At 62.4% G+C, this 20,655-nt stretch carries 16 protein-coding genes; 9 read left to right on the top strand and 7 right to left on the bottom strand.

Translation table 11 applies throughout. The annotated features are described in order from the left end of the window. The first annotated feature begins 188 nt into the window (after positions 1 to 188). Both IB263_RS03210 and IB263_RS03215 read left to right on the top strand, forming a co-directional pair. Entirely contained in the window at positions 189 to 335 is a 147-nt protein-coding gene (locus IB263_RS03210) for a hypothetical protein (RefSeq protein WP_192437590.1), read from the top strand. Positions 336 to 689: 354 nt separating this feature from the next. Next, on the top strand, positions 690 to 3,215 hold the full coding sequence (locus tag IB263_RS03215; protein WP_034800805.1) for a methyl-accepting chemotaxis protein: 2,526 nt from the start codon (positions 690 to 692) through the stop codon (positions 3,213 to 3,215). A 90-nt stretch (positions 3,216 to 3,305) separates the two neighbouring features. Here the strand turns inward: IB263_RS03215 and IB263_RS03220 are convergent, their stop codons facing one another. Then, the gene (locus IB263_RS03220; RefSeq protein WP_060516499.1) at positions 3,306 to 3,509 is read right to left on the bottom strand and encodes a hypothetical protein; all 204 of its coding nucleotides are present in this window, start codon (positions 3,507 to 3,509) and stop codon (positions 3,306 to 3,308) included. An 89-nt stretch (positions 3,510 to 3,598) separates the two neighbouring features. On the opposite strand from IB263_RS03220, the gene IB263_RS03225 reads away from it, so the two are divergent. Continuing rightward, positions 3,599 to 4,480, top strand: a complete 882-nt coding sequence (locus IB263_RS03225; RefSeq protein ID WP_060583999.1) for a LysR family transcriptional regulator — start codon at positions 3,599 to 3,601, stop codon at positions 4,478 to 4,480. A 64-nt stretch (positions 4,481 to 4,544) separates the two neighbouring features. On the opposite strand, the gene IB263_RS03230 is transcribed toward IB263_RS03225, so the two are convergent. From IB263_RS03230 to aceA, 3 genes are all read right to left on the bottom strand, one after another. Next, positions 4,545 to 5,654 (bottom strand): helix-turn-helix transcriptional regulator, encoded by a 1,110-nt coding sequence (locus IB263_RS03230; protein ID WP_113504861.1) that lies wholly within the window; start codon positions 5,652 to 5,654, stop codon positions 4,545 to 4,547. Between the two features lie 269 nt (positions 5,655 to 5,923). Continuing rightward, positions 5,924 to 6,163, bottom strand: a complete 240-nt coding sequence (locus IB263_RS03235; RefSeq protein WP_034800815.1) for a hypothetical protein — start codon at positions 6,161 to 6,163, stop codon at positions 5,924 to 5,926. Between the two features lie 120 nt (positions 6,164 to 6,283). After that, complete coding sequence (gene aceA / locus IB263_RS03240) at positions 6,284 to 7,573, bottom strand: isocitrate lyase (RefSeq protein ID WP_060601923.1); 1,290 nt, start codon at positions 7,571 to 7,573, stop codon at positions 6,284 to 6,286. A 228-nt stretch (positions 7,574 to 7,801) separates the two neighbouring features. On the opposite strand from aceA, the gene IB263_RS03245 reads away from it, so the two are divergent. After that, positions 7,802 to 9,211, top strand: coding sequence for a short-chain fatty acyl-CoA regulator family protein (locus IB263_RS03245; protein WP_060516495.1), 1,410 nt, complete (start codon positions 7,802 to 7,804; stop codon positions 9,209 to 9,211). On the opposite strand, the gene IB263_RS03250 is transcribed toward IB263_RS03245, so the two are convergent. Further along, positions 9,205 to 10,173: a fatty acid desaturase family protein gene (locus IB263_RS03250; protein ID WP_192437592.1), complete on the bottom strand. Its 969-nt coding sequence runs from the start codon at positions 10,171 to 10,173 to the stop codon at positions 9,205 to 9,207. The genes IB263_RS03245 and IB263_RS03250 overlap by 7 nt on opposite strands. Before the next feature lie 335 nt (positions 10,174 to 10,508). Here IB263_RS03250 and IB263_RS03255 point away from each other — a divergent pair, with 335 nt between their 5' ends. The 4 genes from IB263_RS03255 to IB263_RS03270 all read left to right on the top strand — a co-directional run bounded on the left by IB263_RS03255 (position 10,509) and on the right by IB263_RS03270 (position 14,588). Beyond that, entirely contained in the window at positions 10,509 to 11,603 is a 1,095-nt protein-coding gene (locus IB263_RS03255; protein ID WP_034800823.1) for a polyamine ABC transporter substrate-binding protein, read from the top strand. A 104-nt stretch (positions 11,604 to 11,707) separates the two neighbouring features. Beyond that, a complete protein-coding gene (locus IB263_RS03260) occupies positions 11,708 to 12,850 on the top strand; it encodes an ABC transporter ATP-binding protein (protein ID WP_176960278.1) in 1,143 nt (380 codons plus the stop codon). A gap of 4 nt (positions 12,851 to 12,854) precedes the next feature. Next, positions 12,855 to 13,766, top strand: coding sequence for an ABC transporter permease subunit (locus IB263_RS03265; RefSeq protein ID WP_034800826.1), 912 nt, complete (start codon positions 12,855 to 12,857; stop codon positions 13,764 to 13,766). A gap of 3 nt (positions 13,767 to 13,769) precedes the next feature. Beyond that, positions 13,770 to 14,588 (top strand): ABC transporter permease subunit, encoded by an 819-nt coding sequence (locus tag IB263_RS03270; RefSeq protein WP_034800828.1) that lies wholly within the window; start codon positions 13,770 to 13,772, stop codon positions 14,586 to 14,588. 78 nt (positions 14,589 to 14,666) lie between these two features. Here IB263_RS03270 and IB263_RS03275 read toward each other — a convergent pair whose 3' ends face one another. Beyond that, complete coding sequence (locus IB263_RS03275; protein ID WP_113293737.1) at positions 14,667 to 16,484, bottom strand: AsmA-like C-terminal region-containing protein; 1,818 nt, start codon at positions 16,482 to 16,484, stop codon at positions 14,667 to 14,669. Positions 16,485 to 16,670: 186 nt separating this feature from the next. On the opposite strand from IB263_RS03275, the gene IB263_RS03280 reads away from it, so the two are divergent. Further along, positions 16,671 to 18,623 carry an acetoacetate--CoA ligase gene (locus tag IB263_RS03280; RefSeq protein ID WP_060584007.1) on the top strand — a complete coding sequence of 651 codons (1,953 nt, stop codon included), beginning with the start codon at positions 16,671 to 16,673 and terminating at the stop codon, positions 18,621 to 18,623. 289 nt (positions 18,624 to 18,912) lie between these two features. Here the strand turns inward: IB263_RS03280 and IB263_RS03285 are convergent, their stop codons facing one another. Further along, positions 18,913 to 20,595, bottom strand: a complete 1,683-nt coding sequence (locus IB263_RS03285) for an iron ABC transporter permease (protein WP_034801377.1) — start codon at positions 20,593 to 20,595, stop codon at positions 18,913 to 18,915. Positions 20,596 to 20,655 lie beyond the last annotated feature (60 nt).

Genomic DNA, 20,655 nt, shown 5'->3' on the forward strand with positions numbered 1-20,655 from the left:
CGCCGAACCTTTATCCTTGTCGGCACAGCCGGCAGTTGGTGGATCGGATTGTCGCGTAAACGGAAATAACACTGTTTCTAATTTTTTGACTTTCTTCCGCCACGGCATGGCTGCAATATAACTGTGACAGGCAATGCGGGGTCATCCGGACCGAACGTTGCCGGTCAATGTGACAAGGACAGGATGCCATGAACCAAATCCGCCGCCGTCCCCGCGCCATCGCGATCGCCCGCACCGATGAAAGCCGTCAGCAGAAGGCCGTGCTCACGCGCTTCGCCTTGATTGCATTCTTTGCCGTTGCTGCCCTCGCAGCCCTCCCGGCTCTTTGGTTCTGAGTTCAGGGGATCGGCCCTGAGCGGCCGTCTCTCGGGCGCATTTGACGCGTCCGCGCACGCCTACGGATTTTCTGTCGCGGGCGGAACGCGTTTATACAAATTTTAATCGTTCAAAACAGATAGTGTGACGATGTGAGTTTCGTCAGGTTCACGTTGCCGAGGAGTGGCGCCGTGGATCCGCAATGATTGCCGACGGACTGGCGGTGTGCGCCGCATGATTTTTCGAAAAACATCAGCCTGTTTGCGCATCGGGTGGCTCTCGATCGTTCGCACATTCACGCCTTGTCGTTGAGTGCGAAGACGTAGTGAGCCGTCGGGGGAGGCGAATGCGAGCTGCGAGCCAAGGTGTTTTCCATGTTCATCGATAGAATTCTTGCCCGCTTCAAGATCCAGACGAAGGTGCTGTTTTTCATCCTGCCCTTCGTCGTCAGCATCTGTGCCGTCGGTATCACCGGCCTCTATGCATCCGGCCTGCTTCAGGGACGCATGGAGATTTCCAACAGCGTGTTGCAGACCTTGAGCGGCTTCAAGGATGTCTATGCGGGCATGAACGCCTTCCTGCATTCGACAACCGAAGAAACACGTGATGCCGTGCAGTCGACGATCTCGGCGCAGAAGGACGTGCTCGCCGATACCGCTGCACAGGTCGCCGGCCAGAACGGCCAGGACGAATTGAAGGCGGCGATCGCGGCGACCAGCGACATCGAGGCCCGCATTGGCGGCCTTTGGACGCTGCACGTTGGCGAGCAGGACTTGCGCACGGCAATGAGCTCGAACCTCGACGCCTTGCTGATCGAGCGCGCCAAGATCAATGAAGAGTCGAACCGCCTGCAATACGCCGTTCGCAAGAGCGAGAACGCCGCCAAGACCATGCTGCGCGAAGCCGAAAAGCTGATGCGCGCAAGCCGCTTCTTCAACGAGTTCGGCACCGAAGTGAGCAAGGCGATCACCGTCGAGGAGAAGCTGAAGGCAGTCAAGGAACGCTTCCCGATGATCGGTCGCACCGAGCGTGACATCTTCCGCCTGCTGCCGAAGGACGAAAAGTCGCTCACCGAGACCATCACCTCGGCTTCGAGCGAGATCGGCTCGATCCTGAAGGCGCCCGCCGGACCGGAAACGCTTGCCGGCATTTCCAAATATGTCGACCGCTTCCGCACTGCGAGCTTCCGCCTGGAAGCGGCTTCCGTCGGCAAGATGCGCGACGCCACGCGGATTTTCGCCGAACTCGACGAACAGATCGTCACGACGGAATCGGTTCTGACCGCTACCCGCAGGCTGTCGTCGTCGATCACCGATATCCAGATTTCCGCCGCCACCTTCATGGGGCAGACGAACGAGGGCAATCGCCAGAAGCTGCTCGACAAGTCGCTCGCCGTTCAGCAGAACATGGCGACGCTTCGCGGTGTCGCAAGCGACGGCGCATCCTTCGACAAGATCGCCGACACGCTGATGCCGATCCTCACCGCGATGAAGAAGGATGCCGCAGCGCTCGTCGAAATCACGGTCAAGCGCACCGCAGACTTCGACGCCGCCGGACAATCGATCAACCAGATCTGGACCGATCTCACCGAATTTGCCGAACAGCAGAAGGTTGCCGCCGGGACCGAGCGCAACGAGGCGAACCAGATCTCGGTTGCCGCCACCGTTGCCGGCGTCGTCATCGCGCTTCTGGCCGGCATCGCGCTGACGCTGACGCTGAAGAAGCCGATCGGTCAGATCACCGCGGCGATGCGTCGTCTCGCCGATGGCCGCCTCGACACGACGATCGATGGCGACGGTCGTCGCGACGAAATCGGCGACATGGCCCGTGCGCTCGGCGTGTTCAAGGAGAACGCGCTCTCGAAGGTCCGCATCGAAGCGGAAAGCGAGGAGCAGCGCAGCCGCGCCGAAATCGAGCGTAGCCGTAACGACCAGGAAAAGCGCGAGCTCGATCGCCAGATCGATCTCGCCGTCAGCGAGCTTGCCGCTGGCCTCGGCCGCCTGGCCCAGGGCGACCTGTCGCGCCAGATCGACGTGCCGTTCCATGGTCGCCTCGAACAGCTTCGCCAGGACTTCAACGGTTCGCTGATCCGCCTGCAGGACACGCTCGCCCAGATCCGCGCCAATGCGCAGGCGATCCAGGAGAGCGGCTCCAGCATGCACCATGCGGCAGATTCGCTGTCGAAGCGCACGGAGGCCCAGGCCGCCTCCCTCGAAGAGACGGCGGCCGCCGTCGACCAGATCACCGTCACCGTCCGTTCCTCGGCCGAGCGTGCCGGCGAAGCCAACCATGCGGTGATCCAGACGAAACGCAGCGCCGATAGCTCGGCGACCGTCGTCACCAACGCGATCGCCGCCATGGGACGCATCGAGGAGGCCTCGCGCCAGATCGAGCAAATCATCGAAGTGATCGACGACATCGCCTTCCAGACCAACCTCCTGGCGCTGAACGCCGGCATCGAGGCGGCACGGGCGGGTGAAGCCGGAAAGGGCTTTGCCGTCGTCGCCCAGGAAGTGCGTGAACTGGCCCAGCGCTCGGCAGAAGCTGCGCGCGAGATCAAGGGCTTGATCAACAAGTCGACCAACGAGGTCAATGCCGGCTCGCACCTGGTCAAGGAAACCGGCGAAGTGCTGGCCTCGATCAGCGCCCAGATCGTCACGGTCAGCCAGCACGTCGAGATGATCGCAACTGCCAGCCGCGACCAGGCCGTGGCGCTCAACGAGGTCAACGGCTCAGTCAACCAGATGGACCAGATGACGCAGCAGAACGCCTCGATGGTGGAAGAGGCGACGGCGACGAGCCGCGCGCTCTCAAACCAGGCCGACACGCTGATGATGCTGGTCGAGCAGTTCCGGCTGGAGCCGGCGGCGGAAGACTACGACAACTACCGGGCGGCCTGAGGCGTGCGGTAGACGGTTTCGCTGGCGGCAGGCAACGCCGCCAGCCGAAAGCACGGCAACCGGTGCCGTGCGATATAACAAGGGCAGGGGCTAACATTGCACCGCGTGGCCGCAGGGCTTCGCGGTGCTTTTTTTATCGGCGTAGAGGCTGCTCTTGCGTCGCTTGGTGACCGCGGCCGCGAGTGTTGTGAAGGTCCGACGTAGAAGGCCGGGCGGTTTCGGATCGAAATCCTCGTCCCAGCGGCGCGTTTTCAGGGCCATGTCGGCGATGTAGACCATTGCCATCATTTCCATCGTGATGCTCCTTAGTTGATGGGCATCACTTCTTTTATGCAGCAAAGTTAGTTTTACATACATCGGATATCGCTCTATGTTTTTCACCGATGAAAGACATGGATTGGGATATCTATCGCTGTTTCATGAGCGTGGCGCGCGCTGGTGGGCTCACCGGAGCGGCGCAGGCGCTCGGCTCCAGCCCGGCGACCGTTGGCCGGCGGATGCTGGAACTCGAGGAGCGCACGGGCCGCGCGCTGTTTCTGCGCAGCCAGACCGGCTACCAGCTTACCGGCGATGGTGAACTGCTGTTCGAGCAGCTTCAGGAAATGGAATCGGCGGCGCGCCGGGTCGAGAGCTGGCGGCAGGAAGGCGAGGGCGTAACGGTCCGCATCACCGTCGGTACCTGGATCGCCTGGCTGCTGGCGGAGAACTTTCCGGCGCTCTGCACCGAAAGGGACGGCTTCAGTCTGGCGATCACGGTCGGCGAAACACGCGCCAGCCTCGCCTATCGCGAGACCGATATCGGCATCCGCGCCTTCGAGCCCGAGGAGGCCTATCTGGCGGCGAGTCCGGTCGGCGACGTCGCCTATGCCGCCTATCGTCAAAAGAACGCGCCGTCGGGCGCGAGCGCGCGTTGGGTGGCCGTCGGCGAGGAGGAGGCGATCTCCGCCTATCTGCGCTGGCCGCACGAGCAGGTGAAAGGGGGCTGGGAGGGGCGGATCGTCGCCACGGTCACACGGCCGCGCTCGCTGCTCGATCTCGCCCGCGCCGGCGCCGGCTGTGCGGTGCTTCCCTGTTTCGTCGGCGATCTCGATCCGATGCTGGAGCGCGCCGGCGAGGAGATCCCGGCGCTCCGGCACCGGCAATGGATCGTCATGAACAATGAGGATCGGCACCGCAAGGAAATACGAACGGTTGTCGACCGCATGACCAGGCTGTTGCGTAGTCACGTGGACATCTTTGCCGGAAAGCGACCGCGCCGCAGCTGAGGCGGAGCAAGGACTGAACCCTGCTGCTGGGAACGCTACCGCCGTGGTCTTTTCTGTATATGGGTCAGCGCATCAGCAGCTTGACGAGTGCCGCCTGCGAGTTGACCCGGGTCTTGGCGTAGATGCTTTTGAGCTGCGTCCGGATCGTCTCATAGCTGACGCCGTTGGCCTGCGACATTTCCTTCAGCGTCAGGCCGGCGGCGATACCGCAGGCGATGCGGATTTCGGCGGGGGTCAGACCATAATTGTCCTTCAGATGGTCGTGCCTGAGATCGCCGAGCAGCGACGTCGCAGGCTCGACCAGAACCGCCACAGTCGGTCCGTCGAGAAGTTCGGTAAAGATGCTGGCGCTTCGCCGCACCAAGGTAATGCGGAAGGCGCCGTGCTCCGCGGTCCTGACGACACGCAGTTGCGGCTGTGCCGGTGCGCCGACCGGCGAGGCCAGAAGCTCGAGCGCCGCATTGGTTTCCGGTTCGTCCATGAACAGGCGGCCGTTGACCGCGACCCGGAACGGTGAGCCGTTCGCCGCCATTCGCTCGGCATTGTGGTTCATCGAGCGGATGCGCAGATTGCCGCCCACATAAATCACGCCGACGCCGATCGTATCGAGCAGGGTCCGGCCCTCATGCTGCTCGGCCATCATCAGGTCGCGCCGCCGCAGGAAGTCGAAGGCGCGCTTCAGGTGAGGCGCGAGAAGCGTGTATTGATCGGCCGCCTGCTGGTTGAGTTCCGCGTTCGTCGACGAGGTGCAGGTCGACACGAGCAGGGTCCGCGTCGGGCTGCGCACGATGGTCACGCCGACGGTGGTCTCGCTGCCGGTCTGGCGCTTCAGCCAGTCATTGTAGAATTCCGATTTCATCAGCTCCGAGCGCGAGACGATATGCTCGCCGGAGAGACCGCGGCCCACCGGTACGAGAACCGATTTCGGTATCCAGGGATTGATCGCCGCGAAGTGATCGTTGAACTGGTCGATGGCATCAGAGGTAAAGCCGGAGACATAGGGCACGCACGACGCTGGCGCTGTAAGGTCATGATAGTGGAGCGCAGAGCATCCATCGGGCATGGTCGTCGTCAGCCGGTCGAGAAAATCCTGCCAGCCGCAATCGCCACAGGCGGCGCCGTAGATCAGCTCCGTCAGTTCGGCGGTATCTGCAGGTTTCGTCGAACGATACATGCGTGCCTTTGTCTAAGACAGGTATTCCTAATATAGTCAGGCATCACGGGTTCGATCAACCTGAAATAGCGGAGACAAGCATTCGTTGCGTGCGCTGTCATCCTGACAACGCAGAATAGCCGGCAAAGAGCCGGCTATTCCAATTTCTCCCACTTTCAACCGGTTTCGGTGAAATCAACTTTTGGTTGCTTTGATGCTCACGGCCACAGCTGCGTGGCGGAGCGCTAGCGGCGACAGCAGCATCGCCGCGAAGAGCGTTGTGACGAGCATCATGGCCGGCCTTGGGTGACGATAACCGGGATCAGCAGGTCGCCCCAGTTGCCCTCGCCACCGTGGTGGCGGGCGGAGCGCACGAGCTCGACCGAAACGCCGGCATCGACGGCCTTCATGACGGACTGGTTGAGGCGGTGCAGGTCGTTGGCGACCATGCGGATCGCTGCCTGTTGGTCCGGGGTCATCGCCGAAGACTGTTCCTCGGCCCGTTCCTTGACGCGTGTCTGGACTGTCATTGGACTTCTCCTTGAGGTTCGAGGCTGGAGGTGCTTGCGGTTTTCCGCCCGCATCCATTTCACTTGCGAGGGGTCGGCAGGAGCGCAGCGGGCAGGGATTGCCACGCTCCCGCCGGGCTTTCACTCTGCGGCCGGGCGGAACTGATCGTGCTCGGTCGATTCCTTCATGGCTGTTGTCGAGGACTGGCCGCCGGTGATCGCCATCGAGACGGCGTCGAAGTAGCCGGTGCCGACTTCGCGTTGATGCTTGGTCGCGGTGTAGCCGTTGACCTCGGCGGCGAATTCCGCCTCCTGCAGCTCCGAATAGGCGGCCATCTGCCGTGCCTTGTAGCCACGCGCCAGTTCGAACATGCCGAAGTTCAGCTGGTGGAAGCCGGCAAGCGTGATGAACTGGAACTTGTAGCCCATTGCGCCCAGCTCTCGCTGGAACTTGGCGATCGTCGCGTCGTCGAGGTTCTTTTTCCAGTTGAACGACGGCGAGCAATTGTAGGCGAGCAGCTTACCCGGATGCGCCTTTTGCACGCCCTCTGCGAACTTGCGGGCCTGTTCCAGGTCCGGCTTGGAGGTCTCGCACCAGATCAGGTCGCAATGCGGCGCATAGGCGATGGCGCGGGCAATGCAGGGCTCAAGCCCGTTCTTCACCTGGTAGAAGCCTTCGACCGTGCGGCCGGCATCGTAGTCGACGAAGGGGCGATCGCGCTCGTCGATGTCGGAGGTGAGCAACTTTGCCGCTTCGGCATCGGTGCGGGCGATGACCAGCGTCGGCGTGCCCATGACGTCGGCGGCAAGCCGTGCCGCGTTCAGGTTGCGGATATGGGCTGCCGTCGGGATCAGCACCTTGCCGCCGAGATGGCCGCACTTCTTCTCCGAAGCAAGCTGGTCCTCGTAGTGGACGCCGGCAGCGCCCGCCTCGATGAAGGCCTTCATGATCTCGAAGGCGTTGAGCGGGCCGCCGAAACCGGCTTCGGCATCGGCGACGATCGGTGCGAACCAGGTGTCAACCGAAAGGCCCTTGCCTTCTGAGGTCTCGATCTGGTCGGCGCGCTGCAGCGTGCGATTGATGCGCTTGGCAAGCTCAGGCGCGGCATTGGCCGGATAAAGCGACTGGTCCGGATACATGGCCGAAGCGGTGTTGGCATCGGCTGCGACCTGCCAGCCGGAGAGGTAGATCGCCTTCAGGCCGGCGCGCACCATCTGCATTGCCTGGTTGCCCGAAAGTGCGCCGAGTGCGTTGACGAAGTCGTCTTCGTGAATGAGTTTCCACAAGCGGTTCGCGCCCATTTCGGCCAGCGAATAGCGGATCTCGACCGACCCGCGCAGCCGCTTCACGGTCTCTGCGGTATAGGGGCGATCGACGCCATCGAAGCGGCCTTGCGGTGCGCTGGGAACGAGCTTGTAAAAATCAGTCATTACTTCCTCCTGTCAAAATCAAACACCCATTCGACTTTTGTCGTATGGCGACTTGTGTTTCGAGTTCATGTGACAGTTTTTACATTGCGCTGCAGTATTCGGCTATTGGAAACGGTGGTTTGCAGAGATCAAAAGGGTTATCTTGTCTTGCCTTTGACAGGGCGGCGAAGTAAATTTGTAAAAAATGTAAAGCGTCCTGCGTTGAGCGGATTGTAAAGGTAGTTACAAATGGCCGAGAACAAGATCTTTGCCGGCCCGCGGGTCAGGCGCATTCGTAACGGCCTGTCGCTGACGCAGACGGCCATGGCCGAGGCCCTCGGTATCTCGCCGTCCTATCTCAATCTGATCGAGCGCAACCAGCGGCCGCTGACGGTGCAGCTGCTTTTGAAGCTTGCCTCGGTCTACAAGGTCGACCTCGACGAGTTGCAGGGCGAAACCGGCGGCAGCCTCACGCAATTGCGCGAGGTTTTCGCCGATCCGCTGCTGTCGGCCGAGCTACCGGGAGAGCAGGAGCTGATCGAGGTGGCGGAAGCGGCCCCCAATGCTGCCGGCGGCGTCGTCAAGCTCTATCGCGCCTATCGCGAGCAGGCAGCGCGCCTCAAGGACTTGGCTGACCTCCTGGCGGGGCAGGGGCACATGGAGGCGCTTTCGGGCACACGGTTGCCGATGGACGAGGTACGCGAGACCTTCGAGGGGCGGCCGAATTATTTTGCCGGCATCGAGGCGGCGGCGGAAGCCTTCCACGAGGCGCTCTCGCCGGGTGATGATCTCATCGGCGCGCTCAAGGCCTGGCTGAAGAAGGAGCATGGCCTCGTCGTGCGCAGCCTGCCGGTCCATGCCATGCCGAACCTGCGCCGTCGCTTCGACAGGCACTCCATGCGTCTCTTCGTTTCCGAGCGGCTGTCGCCCTACGACCAGTTGCGCGAGATCGCGATGGAGGCCGTGTCGATTGCCTGCCACGAGGCGATCACGGCCGAGCTTGGGGCGTTACGGCTTTCGACCGCGGAGGCACGCCGTATCGCTCGCTTCGAGCTGGCGCGCTATGGCGCGCATGCGCTGATGATGCCCTATGCTGCGTTCCTCGCCGCCGCACAACGGGCGAAGTACGACATCGATGTCCTGCGCGCCCGTTTCCAGGTCTCCTTCGAACAGGCGGCCAACCGGCTGACCATGCTGCAACGGCCGGGCGCCCAAGGGCTGCCATTCTTCCTGATGGAGATCGACAATGCCGGCCACCGCTTGCGGAGGGCGGGCGCATCGGGCTTCCCTCAGGCAAAGTTCGGCGGTGGCTGTCCCAAGCTCAACATCCATGCCGCCTTCTCAGTGCCGGGCCAGCTTCTGGTCGATCGTGTCGAGATGCCCGACGGCGCTGCGTTCTTGACCATCGCACGCACGCTGGAGGGTCCGCAGGCGGCGTTCCACGAGCGCGTCCGGCGCACAGCCCTGCTTCTAGGCTGCGAAGCTTCGGTTGCCGACGAGACCGTCTACGGTTCGGTGCTGCTGCCGGCGGTCGAAATCGGTGCCGGCTGTCGGCTCTGCGAGCGCCAGGGCTGCCTGGCGCGTGCCGAGCCGCCCGTTACCCGGCCGCTCGGACTTGATGAGATGGCGACCGGGCTCAGCGTTTTCGATTTTCAGTAGCTGACGGGGTGCTGGTTGGGCAGAAGCGGCGCATTCGCGGCAAAGCATTCCGCCGGTAGCCCGGTAGTATAGCCGCGGGTGATATGGGCCGTGTCCGCATAGGCCTTGTTGCGCATCAGGATCGCGTGCAGTTCCGGTAGATTGTAGAACGGCACACCGGGATACAGATGGTGCTCCAGGTGGTAGTTGATGTTGTGGGGCGCGAAGAACAGCTTCTCCCAGGCGTGCGGATAGACGGTGCGTGAGCTCGTCAGTTCGTCGCTATAGTCCATGCTGCCGAAATGCTCGGCGACGCTGCGTATATAAAGGAACAGGCAGAAGAAGGTGAGGAACGGCACCACCCAGTAGAGCGCCACTTCCCGCCAGATGCCGAAGAGCGTGAAGATCGCGGCGGCGGCGGCGTAGAAGCCGACGCGCAGCAGCTTGTACTGCAGCGTTGAACGGTCGTTCTTGCCCATGCGTTTGGCCATATGCAGCATGTCGCGCAGCGAATTGACCGCGACGAGGTAACCGAGCAATTGCGTGACGCCGCGCGCAACCTTTTGCGGAAAGGTGAATTGCGGCATGCCGAGCTTCGCTGTCCAGTCCGGATCCTCGTCGCTATTGGCGTGCTGATGGTGGGCGAGATGATTTTGGCGGTAGCCATCGACCGTGGCCAGCACCGGCCAGGCGAGCAGCAGGTCGCTCATCCAGTCGCTGAGTTTCCGGTTGCGGATGATGCGATAGTGCGCCGCCTCGTGGATCATGCAGCCGAGCGCGTGCATGCGTCCGGCGATCAGCACCACGGCAATCAGGTAGACGAAGACATTGCCGAAATACTCGCTGACGGCGATGGCTGCTGCGATCATCGTCCAGTCGAATGCGATTGCCGCAAGGGCCTTTTGCGGCTCGAGCACCGACAGGCGCTTCAACTGCTTCGGATCGATCCTGCGGCCTTTCCCGCCGACGATCTGCTCACCCATGACGACACCTGAGATCCTGAACCGCAACTGTCGGGAAAATCGCATGGCGATCATGGTTAATCAATCGTAAATGGCGGTCCGTACAGAGGCGGCAAAGCTATGGTTAACGGTGCCGCCGCGGCCGGGTCGAAGGCGACAGGCTGGAAGCAAGGCGCCATAAGTGCCCGTTTTTCTTCGACTTGTGAAACTGATGAGCCCACAGGGCGGCGCTTCTTATCGGCACGAAAGCGCTTGAGGTTATCGAGAAAGATGCCTAACCTCCGGCCTGAACGAAGCGGATTGGACGGTGTCCCGGCGTGCCGGGCCCGATACGAAAAAACCAAGAGGGGAGTTGTATGTCCAAGCTCATCGTCACAACCCTGGCGGCAGCCGTTCTGGCCGGCTCGACCATGCTGGCCTCGGCGCAGGAGCGCGTGGTCAACGTCTACAACTGGTCGGACTATATCGACAGCAGCATTCTGGAAGATTTCACCAAGGAGACCGGCATCAAGGTCGTCTACGACGTCTTCGATTCCAACGAGATCCTGGAGACGAAGCTGCTTGCAGGTGGCTCCGGCTACGACGTGGTGGTGCCGACGGCAACCTTCCTGCAGAGGCAGATCGCCGCGGGCGTGTTCCAGAAGCTCGACAAGTCGAAGCTGCCGAACCTTTCCAATATGTGGGACGTGATCATGGAGCGTACGGCCAAGTACGATCCTGGCAACGACTATGCCATCGACTACATGTGGGGCACCACCGGCATCGGCTACAATGTCGACAAGATGAAGGCGATCCTCGGCACGGACGAGAAGCCCAACTGGGACGTCATCTTCAAGCCGGAACTGGCGGCGAAGTTCAAGGATTGCGGCATCCACATCCTCGATTCCCCGACCGACGTGATGCCTTCGGCGCTCGCCTATCTCGGCCTCAACCCGGATAGCCACGAGGCGGCCGATCTCGAAAAGGCGGCTGAGCTGCTGGCGAGCATCCGCCCCAATGTGCGCAAGTTCCATTCCTCGGAATACATCAACGCGCTCGCCAACGGCGACATCTGCCTTGCAATCGGCTTTTCCGGCGACGTCTTCCAGGCCCGCGACCGTGCGGCCGAAGCCAAGGCTGGTGTGACCGTCGACTACGCGATCCCGTCCCAGGGCGCGCAGATGTGGTTCGACATGCTTGCGATCCCGGCTGATGCACCGCACGTCGAGGAGGCGCACGCCTTCCTCAATTACATGATGAAGCCCGAGGTCGTCGCCAAGGCATCGAACTATGTCTTCTACGCCAACGGCAACAAGGCCTCGCAGCAGTTCCTCGACAAGGCCGTCATGGAAGATACCGCCATCTACCCGACGGAAGAGGTGATGCAGAAACTGTTCACGGTGACGCCCTTCGAGGCGAAAGAGCAGAGGGTATTGACCCGACTCTGGACAAAGGTCGTAACCGGCCAGTAAGAGCGGAAAACGAATTGCCCGGACCTCAAAATCCGGGCAATTTTCTTAAGGGGGCACCGGGGAAAACGAGAGTGCCCATCGGCTGTATCATTCGGGGATAGATGATGAAGTCTCTCGGCAGTATCCGGCGGTCCTTTGCCCCTTGGGCGGATCCCGCTTCCAAGCCATTCATTTCCTTTAAGAACGTGACCAAGCGGTTCGGCGATTTCACCGCCGTCGACGACCTTTCGCTGGATATTTATACGCGCGAGTTCTTTGCGCTGCTCGGTGCGTCCGGCTGCGGAAAGTCGACGCTTCTGCGCATGCTCGCCGGCTTCGAACAGCCGACGTCGGGCGAGATCATTCTCGACGGACAGAGCCTGGCCGGGATTCCGCCCTACAGGCGTCCGGTCAACATGATGTTCCAGTCCTACGCGCTCTTCCCGCATATGAACGTGGAGAGGAACATCGCCTTCGGCCTGAAACAGGATGGCATGCCGAAGGCGGATATTGCCGAGCGCGTCGCCCAGATGTTGAAGCTGGTGAAGCTCGAAAAGTTCTCCCAGCGCAAGCCGCACCAGCTTTCGGGCGGTCAGCGCCAGCGTGTCGCGCTTGCCCGCTCACTTGCCAAGCGGCCGAAGGTGCTGCTCCTCGACGAACCGCTCGGCGCGCTCGACAAGAAGCTGCGCGAGGAGACCCAGTTCGAACTGATGGATCTGCAGCAGGAACTCGGTCTCACCTTCGTCGTCGTCACCCACGACCAGGAAGAGGCAATGACCATGGCCGACCGCATCGCGGTGATGAGCCACGGCAAGGTCATTCAGGTGGCGACGCCTGCCGAAATCTACGAGGCGCCGAACTCCCGTTTCGTCGCGGACTTCATCGGCGACGTCAACATTTTCGAGGGCGCTGTTTCCGGCGCCGAGGGCGGCTATGTGCGCCTTGAGGGCACCAACGGTTTCCCGATCCGCATGGCATCGCCCGAGACGCCGGCTGCCGGCGGCAAGTCCGCCGTTGCCGTCCGCCCGGAAAAGATCCGCGTCAGCCGCCAGCCGCCGGCGCACGCGCCCGTCAACACCGTTCAGGGCGAGATCTGGGACATCGGTTATCTCGGCGACATGACCGTCTTCCACGTGCGCCTGAAGGACGGACGCGTGATCAAGGCCTCGTCGCTCAACGCGGTGCGCGCGGTCGAGGATCCGCTCGGCTACGACCAGGAGGTCTGGGTTTCCTTCGGCGAAGACGCCGGCGTCGTTCTGAAGGATTGAGGCCATGACCCGTGTCGCATCCGCCCTCTTCAGCCGCCTCGTCATCATCATCCCCTATGCCTGGCTGCTGTTTTTCTTCCTGATCCCCTTCTTCATCGTCTTCCGCATCTCGCTGTCGCAGACGGCGGTGGCCATGCCGCCCTATACGCCGGTCTTCGATCTGTTCGGAGGCCTGTCCGGTATCCTTGAAAAGGCTCGGGAATTCTCCTTCGACAACTACGTCTGGCTGACGGAAGACGTCCTCTACTTCAACGCCTATGTGTCGAGCGTCATCATCGCGGGCGTCTCGACCGTGCTGACGCTGCTGATCGCCTATCCGGTTGCCTACGGTATGGCGAAAGCGCCGAAGACCATTCGCCCGACGCTGCTGATGCTGGTGATCCTGCCCTTCTGGACGAGCTTCCTGATCCGCGTCTACGCCTGGATCGCGATCCTCAAACCCGAGGGGCTGCTCAACCAGTTCCTGATGAGCATCAACGTCATCGACCAGCCGCTGATCATCCTCAACACCAATTGGGCGATCTACATCGGCATCGTCTATTCCTATCTGCCCTTCATGGTGCTGCCGATCTATTCGTCGCTTGAGAAGATGGATCACACCCTGACGGAGGCCGCGCTCGACCTCGGCTGCACGCCGTTTACCGCCTTCTGGCGCGTGACATTCCCGCTGTCGCTGGCGGGCGTCGTCGCCGGCTGCCTGCTGGTCTTCATCCCAGCCGTCGGCGAATTCGTTATCCCCGACCTGCTTGGCGGTTCGGAAACGCTGATGATCGGCAAGACGCTCTGGAACGAGTTCAACGCCAACCGCGACTGGCCGGTCTCTTCGGCCGTGGCGACGATCCTGCTTCTGATCCTGGTGTTGCCGATCGTCTACTTCCAGAACGCCCAGGCCAAAGCCGACAGCGAGGGGAGGTAGGACATGGGCAACTGGTCACGCTTCAACATCGCCTCGATCGTGCTCGGCTTCGGCTTTCTCTACCTGCCGATCGTGCTTCTGGTGATCTTCTCCTTCAACGAATCGAAGCTCGTCACCGTCTGGGCGGGCTTTTCGACCAAGTGGTATACGCAGCTCTGGCATAACCAGGCGCTGCTCGATGCTGCCTGGGTGACGATCCGCGTCGCGCTGATCTCGGCGACCTTCGCCACCGTGCTCGGTACGCTCGCGGCTTTGGCGCTCGTCCGCTACACGCGCTTCCGTGGCCGCATGCTGTTTTCCGGCATGGTCTATGCACCGCTCGTCATGCCCGAGGTGATCACCGGCCTGTCGCTGCTGTTGTTGTTCGTTGCCATCGGTCTCGACCGCGGCTTCTGGACGATCACGCTGGCGCACATCACTTTCACCATGTGCTTCGTTGCCGTGGTGGTGCAGTCGCGCTTGCTCAGCTTCGACCGGTCGATCGAAGAGGCAGCCCTCGATCTCGGCGCCACGCCGGTCACGACCTTCTTCTCGATCACCCTTCCGGTCATCGCGCCCGCGGTGTTTTCCGGCTGGGTCCTCGCCTTCACGCTGTCGCTGGACGATCTGGTGATCTCGAGTTTCACCACGGGACCGGGCGCCACCACGCTGCCGATGAAGATCTACAGCCAGGTGCGGCTGGGCGTGACGCCGGAAATCAACGCGATCTGCACCATCCTCATCGGTGTCGTCGCCATCGGGGTGGTCGTTGCCTCGATCGTCACCAAGCAGCGCGAGGCGCAGCGCGAACGGGACGAGCGGGCGGCCTTCGCCCAGTCCTGAACGGTGCGAATTCGAGACTAGCGTGACGCGGCTTGTCCGCCACGAACCGACGGCTGGTGTCTCTGACGCCGGCCGTTTTCAGTTGGGTTCGCCAAGAACCGACAGGGGTGAGATCACTGCATTCGGCCAGGAACCGCCGACGAAGAAACGCAGCCTTTGCCCGGCATTCAATGTGTCGGTGTAGGTGCCTGCGAGCGCCAGGCTGCCGCTGCGGTAGGGAATGACGCCGTTGACCGAGAGATTGCCGGTCTGGCCGGCAAAGAGCGCTCGGTTCAGCCGCGCCGACCCTTCCCCGAAGCTGGCTTCGATATCCGCCGTCTGGAAGGCGAAGTTGCCGTCGCTCGCCTGCGCCAGCGAAAAGAATTCGCCGGCTCGGACAAGGTTCGCAAAGGCATTTGCGTCGAAGCCGGTGAGGTTGCCGTTGGCGAGCGAAAGCCTGATGCGGCCGGAAGCCTCGGCCACCTGCGCGCGCCAGAACGGGTGTTCCGTCGTAAGGTCCAGATTGACATTGCCCCGGCCGGTCGGAACCGGGCCGGTGAAACCGAAGTCAGCAAGGGCGGCGGCAAGGTCGGCATTCTTCAGCACCAGTTCCAGACGGCCACCGCCGGCCAGCCCCTCTTCCGAAGCGGCGAGCCGCCCGCTGAGCCGGCCATTGGCATAGGTGCTGTCGGCGACGTCGATGGAGGCGCGCCCGTGATCGATGATGACGCCGGCGGCGAGATCTTCGAGCCGTAGCGGGCCTGCCAGCGCCTCCTGCGCCGACAGCCGCACATCGGCACGCCAGCTGCGCGCGAACGCGTCGCCGAGTTGTTGTGTGAGTTCGTCCGGCTCCAGCGGGTCGATGAACGGCTGCAGCCCATTGAGATCGATGCGGTCGAAGGCGAGCGTGCCTTCGACGCGGTGGGTATCGTCGATCGGCGTGGAGATGTCGAGGATGCCGCTCGCGTTGGCGCCGCCGAGCGTCAGCTGAAGCTCGTCGAGCTTCAGCGAGGCCTTACCGCTGGTGACGTTGGCGCTGAGGCTGAAGCCGCTGTCCGGCAATGCGCCCGCCGCCTTGCCTTTGTACCAGGCGGCAAGGGCCTGCAGCGAGGCCGTCGAAACCTGCAGCCGTCCCGCGGCAGTCGGTGCAGGGGAGAGATTGCCGTTGCCTTCGAACGAGAGACTGAGCGCCGCCGAGGATAGCGACGTCTTGAGCGCCGCATCGTGGCCGGTCAGCAGCATCAGCGGTTCGTTGCATTCGAGCGTCCAGGCCACCGTCTGTCCGCCAAGGCTTCCCGAAAGCCGGGCGCTGAGCTGCTTGGTGAACGAAGGCCAGGAGACGGTTCCGGATATACCGGAAAATTCCCGAGTCTGGTTGGTGACGAGGTCGATGATCTGCAGGCGGCCGTTTTCGACGGTGACATCGCCGAACGGCGTATCCTTCTCGGCAGCCTGTGTGTCCGGGGTACTCAGCCAGTGCGGCCGCTGCCAGTTGAGTGTGCCGTCCGTGTGCCGCTCGAGCGTGACGACGGGCTCGATCAGCCGGATATCGTCCAGCGCCGGTGTGCCGTCGATCGCTGAAAACAGGCTGAACGTCGCGGTAATGCTGCCGATATGCGCGAGCTTGCGGGACGATCCATCCGTAGTTTCGATCGTCGCCGAGCGGAGCGTCAAAGTCGGCTCCGGCCAGAAGCTGATCTCGGGATTGCCCGATATTCGGCTCTTTCCGCCGGACCAGGCGTCCAGCATATGCTCCACGGTCGGACGCACGTTCGTCGTCGAAATCACCAGAGGCAGGACGGCGTTGTAGCCGGCTGCAAGCCCGACGCCGATCGCGGCCGGCCACAGGAAATGGCGGCGCCGCAGCTGCGACAACAGGCGTACGTCGCGCATCATATGCAGAAATTTACGTCTCATGTCCGCCTGGTCGCCGTCGCTTGGGTCACGTGAGCTTGGATAGGCCTTCGGTCCTCAGAAATCAAATGCGACGGACAGGCAACAGACAGGTAAATGTCGTCCACGCGATGACGAGGCGCTTTCCGGTGCTGTTTATTTTGCGATGCAGCATGGTATAGAGGGCATGGAGCAGGAGTGGAGGAAAGCATGCACGCAGAGCAGCCGTTGTGGGTTCCAGGTCCGGAAATCCTTGCGCATAGCCCCATGGCCGAATTCATCGCCTGGAGCAGCAAACGCTTCGGCAGAACCTTTGCGGATTACGATGCCTTCCACGCCTGGTCGGTGGCCGAGCGCGGCGACTTCTGGACCGCGGTTTGGGAGCACTGCGGCGTCATCGGAGAACGCGGCGCAACAGCCCTCGTCAACGGCGACCGCATGCTCGATGCTCGCTTCTTCCCCGACGCGAAGCTGAACTTTGCCGAGAACCTTCTTCGCGAAACCGGCGACGGCGACGCGCTCGTCTTCCGCGGTGAAGACAAGGTCGAGTATCGCCTGTCGTGGGACGAGCTTCGCGCGCTCGTGTCGCGCCTGCAGCAGGCGCTGAAGGCTCAGGGTATCGGCCCCGGCGATCGCGTTGCGGCTATGATGCCGAACATGCCCGAAACGATCGCCTTGATGCTGGCGACCGCCTCGATCGGCGCGATCTGGTCGTCCTGTTCTCCCGATTTCGGCGAGCAGGGCGTCCTCGATCGTTTCGGCCAGATCACGCCGAAGCTGTTCATTGCCTGCGACGGCTATTGGTACAACGGCAAGGGCCAGGACGTCGATGTGAAGGTTCGCGCGGTCTCCAAGGCCCTTGGCGTGCCGGCGCTGATCGTTCCCTATGCCGGCGACAGCGCGGCGCTGGCGGCCTCGATCGAGGGTGGCGCAACCCTTGCCGATTTCATCGCGCCGTTTGCGGCAACAACTCTGACCTTCGAACGCTTGCCCTTCAGCCATCCGCTCTACGTGCTGTTTTCCTCGGGCACGACGGGCGTTCCCAAATGCATCGTGCATTCGGCCGGTGGCACGCTGCTGCAGCATCTGAAGGAGCATCGTTTCCACTGCGGCCTTCGCCGCGGCGAAAAGCTCTTCTATTTCACCACCTGCGGCTGGATGATGTGGAATTGGCTGGTTTCCGGATTGGCCGTCGGCGCGACCCTCTGCCTGTTCGACGGCTCGCCCTTCTATCCCGACGGCAACGTGCTCTTCGACTATGCCGCAGCCGAGACGTTCGCGGTGTTCGGCACCTCGGCGAAGTACATCGACGCCGTGCGCAAGGGCGGCTTCGTACCGGCCAACACGCATGATCTTTCCACCCTTCGGCTGTTGACCTCGACCGGTTCGCCGCTGTCGCCGGAAGGCTTTTCCTTCGTCTACGAAGGCATCAAGTCTGACGTTCAGCTTGCGTCGATCTCGGGCGGGACCGACATTGTTTCCTGCTTCGTCCTCGGCAACCCGCTGAAGCCCGTCTGGCGCGGCGAGATCCAGGGGCCGGGTCTTGGCTTGGCGATCGACGTCTGGAACGATGAGGGGCAATCGGTGCGCGGTGAGAAGGGGGAACTCGTCTGCACCAAGGCATTCCCGTCGATGCCGGTGATGTTCTGGAACGATCCCGAGGGCGCCAAGTATCGCGCCGCCTATTTCGAGCGCTTTGACAATGTCTGGTGCCATGGCGACTTCGCCGAATGGACCGAGCATGGCGGCATCATCATCCACGGCCGGTCGGACGCGACGCTTAATCCCGGTGGGGTGCGCATCGGCACGGCGGAAATCTACAATCAGGTCGAGCAGATGGAGGAGGTCGCAGAGGCGCTCTGCATCGGGCAGGACTGGGAAGACGACGTGCGCGTCGTTCTCTTCGTTCGTCTCGCCGCCGGCGTCGCCCTGACCGACGACCTGACGAAGGCGATCAAGAACCGCATCCGCGTCGGCGCCTCGCCGCGCCACGTGCCGGCAAAGGTGATCGCGGTCGCCGATATCCCGCGCACGAAGTCCGGCAAGATCGTCGAACTCGCGGTCCGTGATGTGGTGCACGGCCGTCCGGTGAAGAACAAGGAGGCGCTCGCCAACCCCGAGGCGCTTGATCTTTACGCCGGACTGGATGCCCTTAAAAATTGAGGGCGCGTTAACGGATTCGCGTGATTGGAATTAACCAAGGCTTCAGACTTGCTGAAAAATCCCTAAAATTGCGGATCCGGCGGGTAAGGTCTTGTTAAGGATTGGGGGCGCATGGTCATGCCAACTTGAGGCCGATCGATGTTGGATCGGCGTTCGGCAGAGATGCCGTCGCGGACATGACGTCGTTACTTCTCGAGCGATTGTTGGTTTAGCATTCAACTATCGAGGTGGCCTCCCAGCCACCTTTTTTTTATGCGTTTCTCGCCCGCCAGGCCTTGCTGAACGGGGCTCAGGAGCGGCGTTCGAGCGACCGCGACACGAGGATGACCGGGATCATGCCGGCGACGACGATGATCATCGCGGCGACCGAAGCGTCTTCGACCTTGGCCCGAGACGCGTCTTCGTAGACGAGCGTGGCGAGCGTGTTGAAGTTGAACGGTCTGAGCATGATCGTTGCCGAAAGCTCCTTCATCGTCTCGATGAAGACGAGGAGAGCGGCGGTCAGTACCGCCGGCCGCATCATCGGCAAAAGCACGGTGCGCAAAGTCTGGCCGCCGGTCCGGCCGAGCGCGCGCGCCGCCATGTCGAGATGCGGCGAAAGCTTCTGGAAACCCGCTTCGAGCGAGCCCTCGGCCATGGTGAGGAAGCGCACGCTGCAGGCGTAGATGATCGCAAAGCCGGTGCCGGTCATCATCAACCCGGTGGAGATACCGAACGTATCGCGCATGCCGGCATCGATAATGTTGTCGAGAGCGGCCAGCGGGAAGAGCACGCCGATCGCAAGAACAGTGCCGGGCACGCCATAGCCGAAGGAGGCGAGCCGCCCGGCGATGTCGCTCACCCGAGAATGCCCCGTGCGCGCCGCATAGGCGAGCACGAAACCGAGCAGAACGGTCACCGTTGCGGTCGCACCTGAGACGAGGATGCTATGAAAGAGCGCGTTGAGCAGCCGCGGCTCGATGAACTGGTCGATGCGCTTGAGCGCATAATTGCCGAGGATCAGCACGGGTACGGCAAAGCCTGAAACCACGGGCAGCAGGCAGGCGACCATGGCGGCCCACTTCTTCCAGCCGGACAGTATGAGCCGGGCAGCATCGTGGACGGCGGACGTCGTCTTCTGGCTGGAGAAGCGCTGACGCCGCCGTGCGGCCCGCTCGATCATCATCAGGCCGATGACGAAGACCAGCATGATGCAGGCGATCTGCGCGGCGCCCGCGAGGCTGCCGCGGTTCAGCCAGGTGTCGAAGATCGAGAAGGTCAGCGTCTGCACGCCAAGGAATTCGACTGCGCCGATGTCGTTCAGCGTTTCCATCGCCACCAGCGTCAGGCCGATCATGATGGCCGGGCGAGCCATCGGGATCTGGATGCGGAAGAACACTTTCAGCGGCCCGGCGCCGAGCGTGCGGGCGACGTCGGCGGCCGCGCGTCCCTGCATCAGGAACATCGAACGGCAGGCGAGGTAGATATAGGGATAGAGAACCGAACTCAGCACGAGCACGGCGCCGCCGAGCGAGCGGATATCCGGAAACCAGTAGTCACGGCTCGTCTTGAAGCCGAAGATCGCGCGGATCAGTCCCTGCACCGGCCCGGTAAAGGTGAAAAGCTCGCCGAACGCATAGGCAGCGAGATAGGCGGGGATTGCAAGCGGCAACACCAGTGCTGCCGACAGGAAGCGCCGCAGCGGAAACTCGCAGCTTGCGACAAGCCAGGCCGTGAGGATGCCGACGAAGGCGGTCACGGCACCCGTCAGCGAGATCAAGAGCAGCGTGCGCCCGGTGGCGCGCGGAATGACGTTCTGCATCAGATGCGGCCAGTCGCCGCCGCCGCCCGAGATCGCCAGCCAGGCGATCGCGATGATCGGCATCAGCACGATGACCGATGTCAATCCGGCCCATGTCGCCAGCAGGGGATGCGAAAGACCGGTTCCGGCACGCGCATGGCGGCGCTTGATGCTCTGAGATGTGGACTGCAATCGATCGATTCCGCGGCATGACGGCGAGAAATGGCCAATGGCGGCCAGCAAACTGGCCAC

The organism is Ensifer sp. ENS03 (genome assembly GCF_014852035.1).
Taxonomy (GTDB): domain Bacteria; phylum Pseudomonadota; class Alphaproteobacteria; order Rhizobiales; family Rhizobiaceae; genus Ensifer; species Ensifer adhaerens.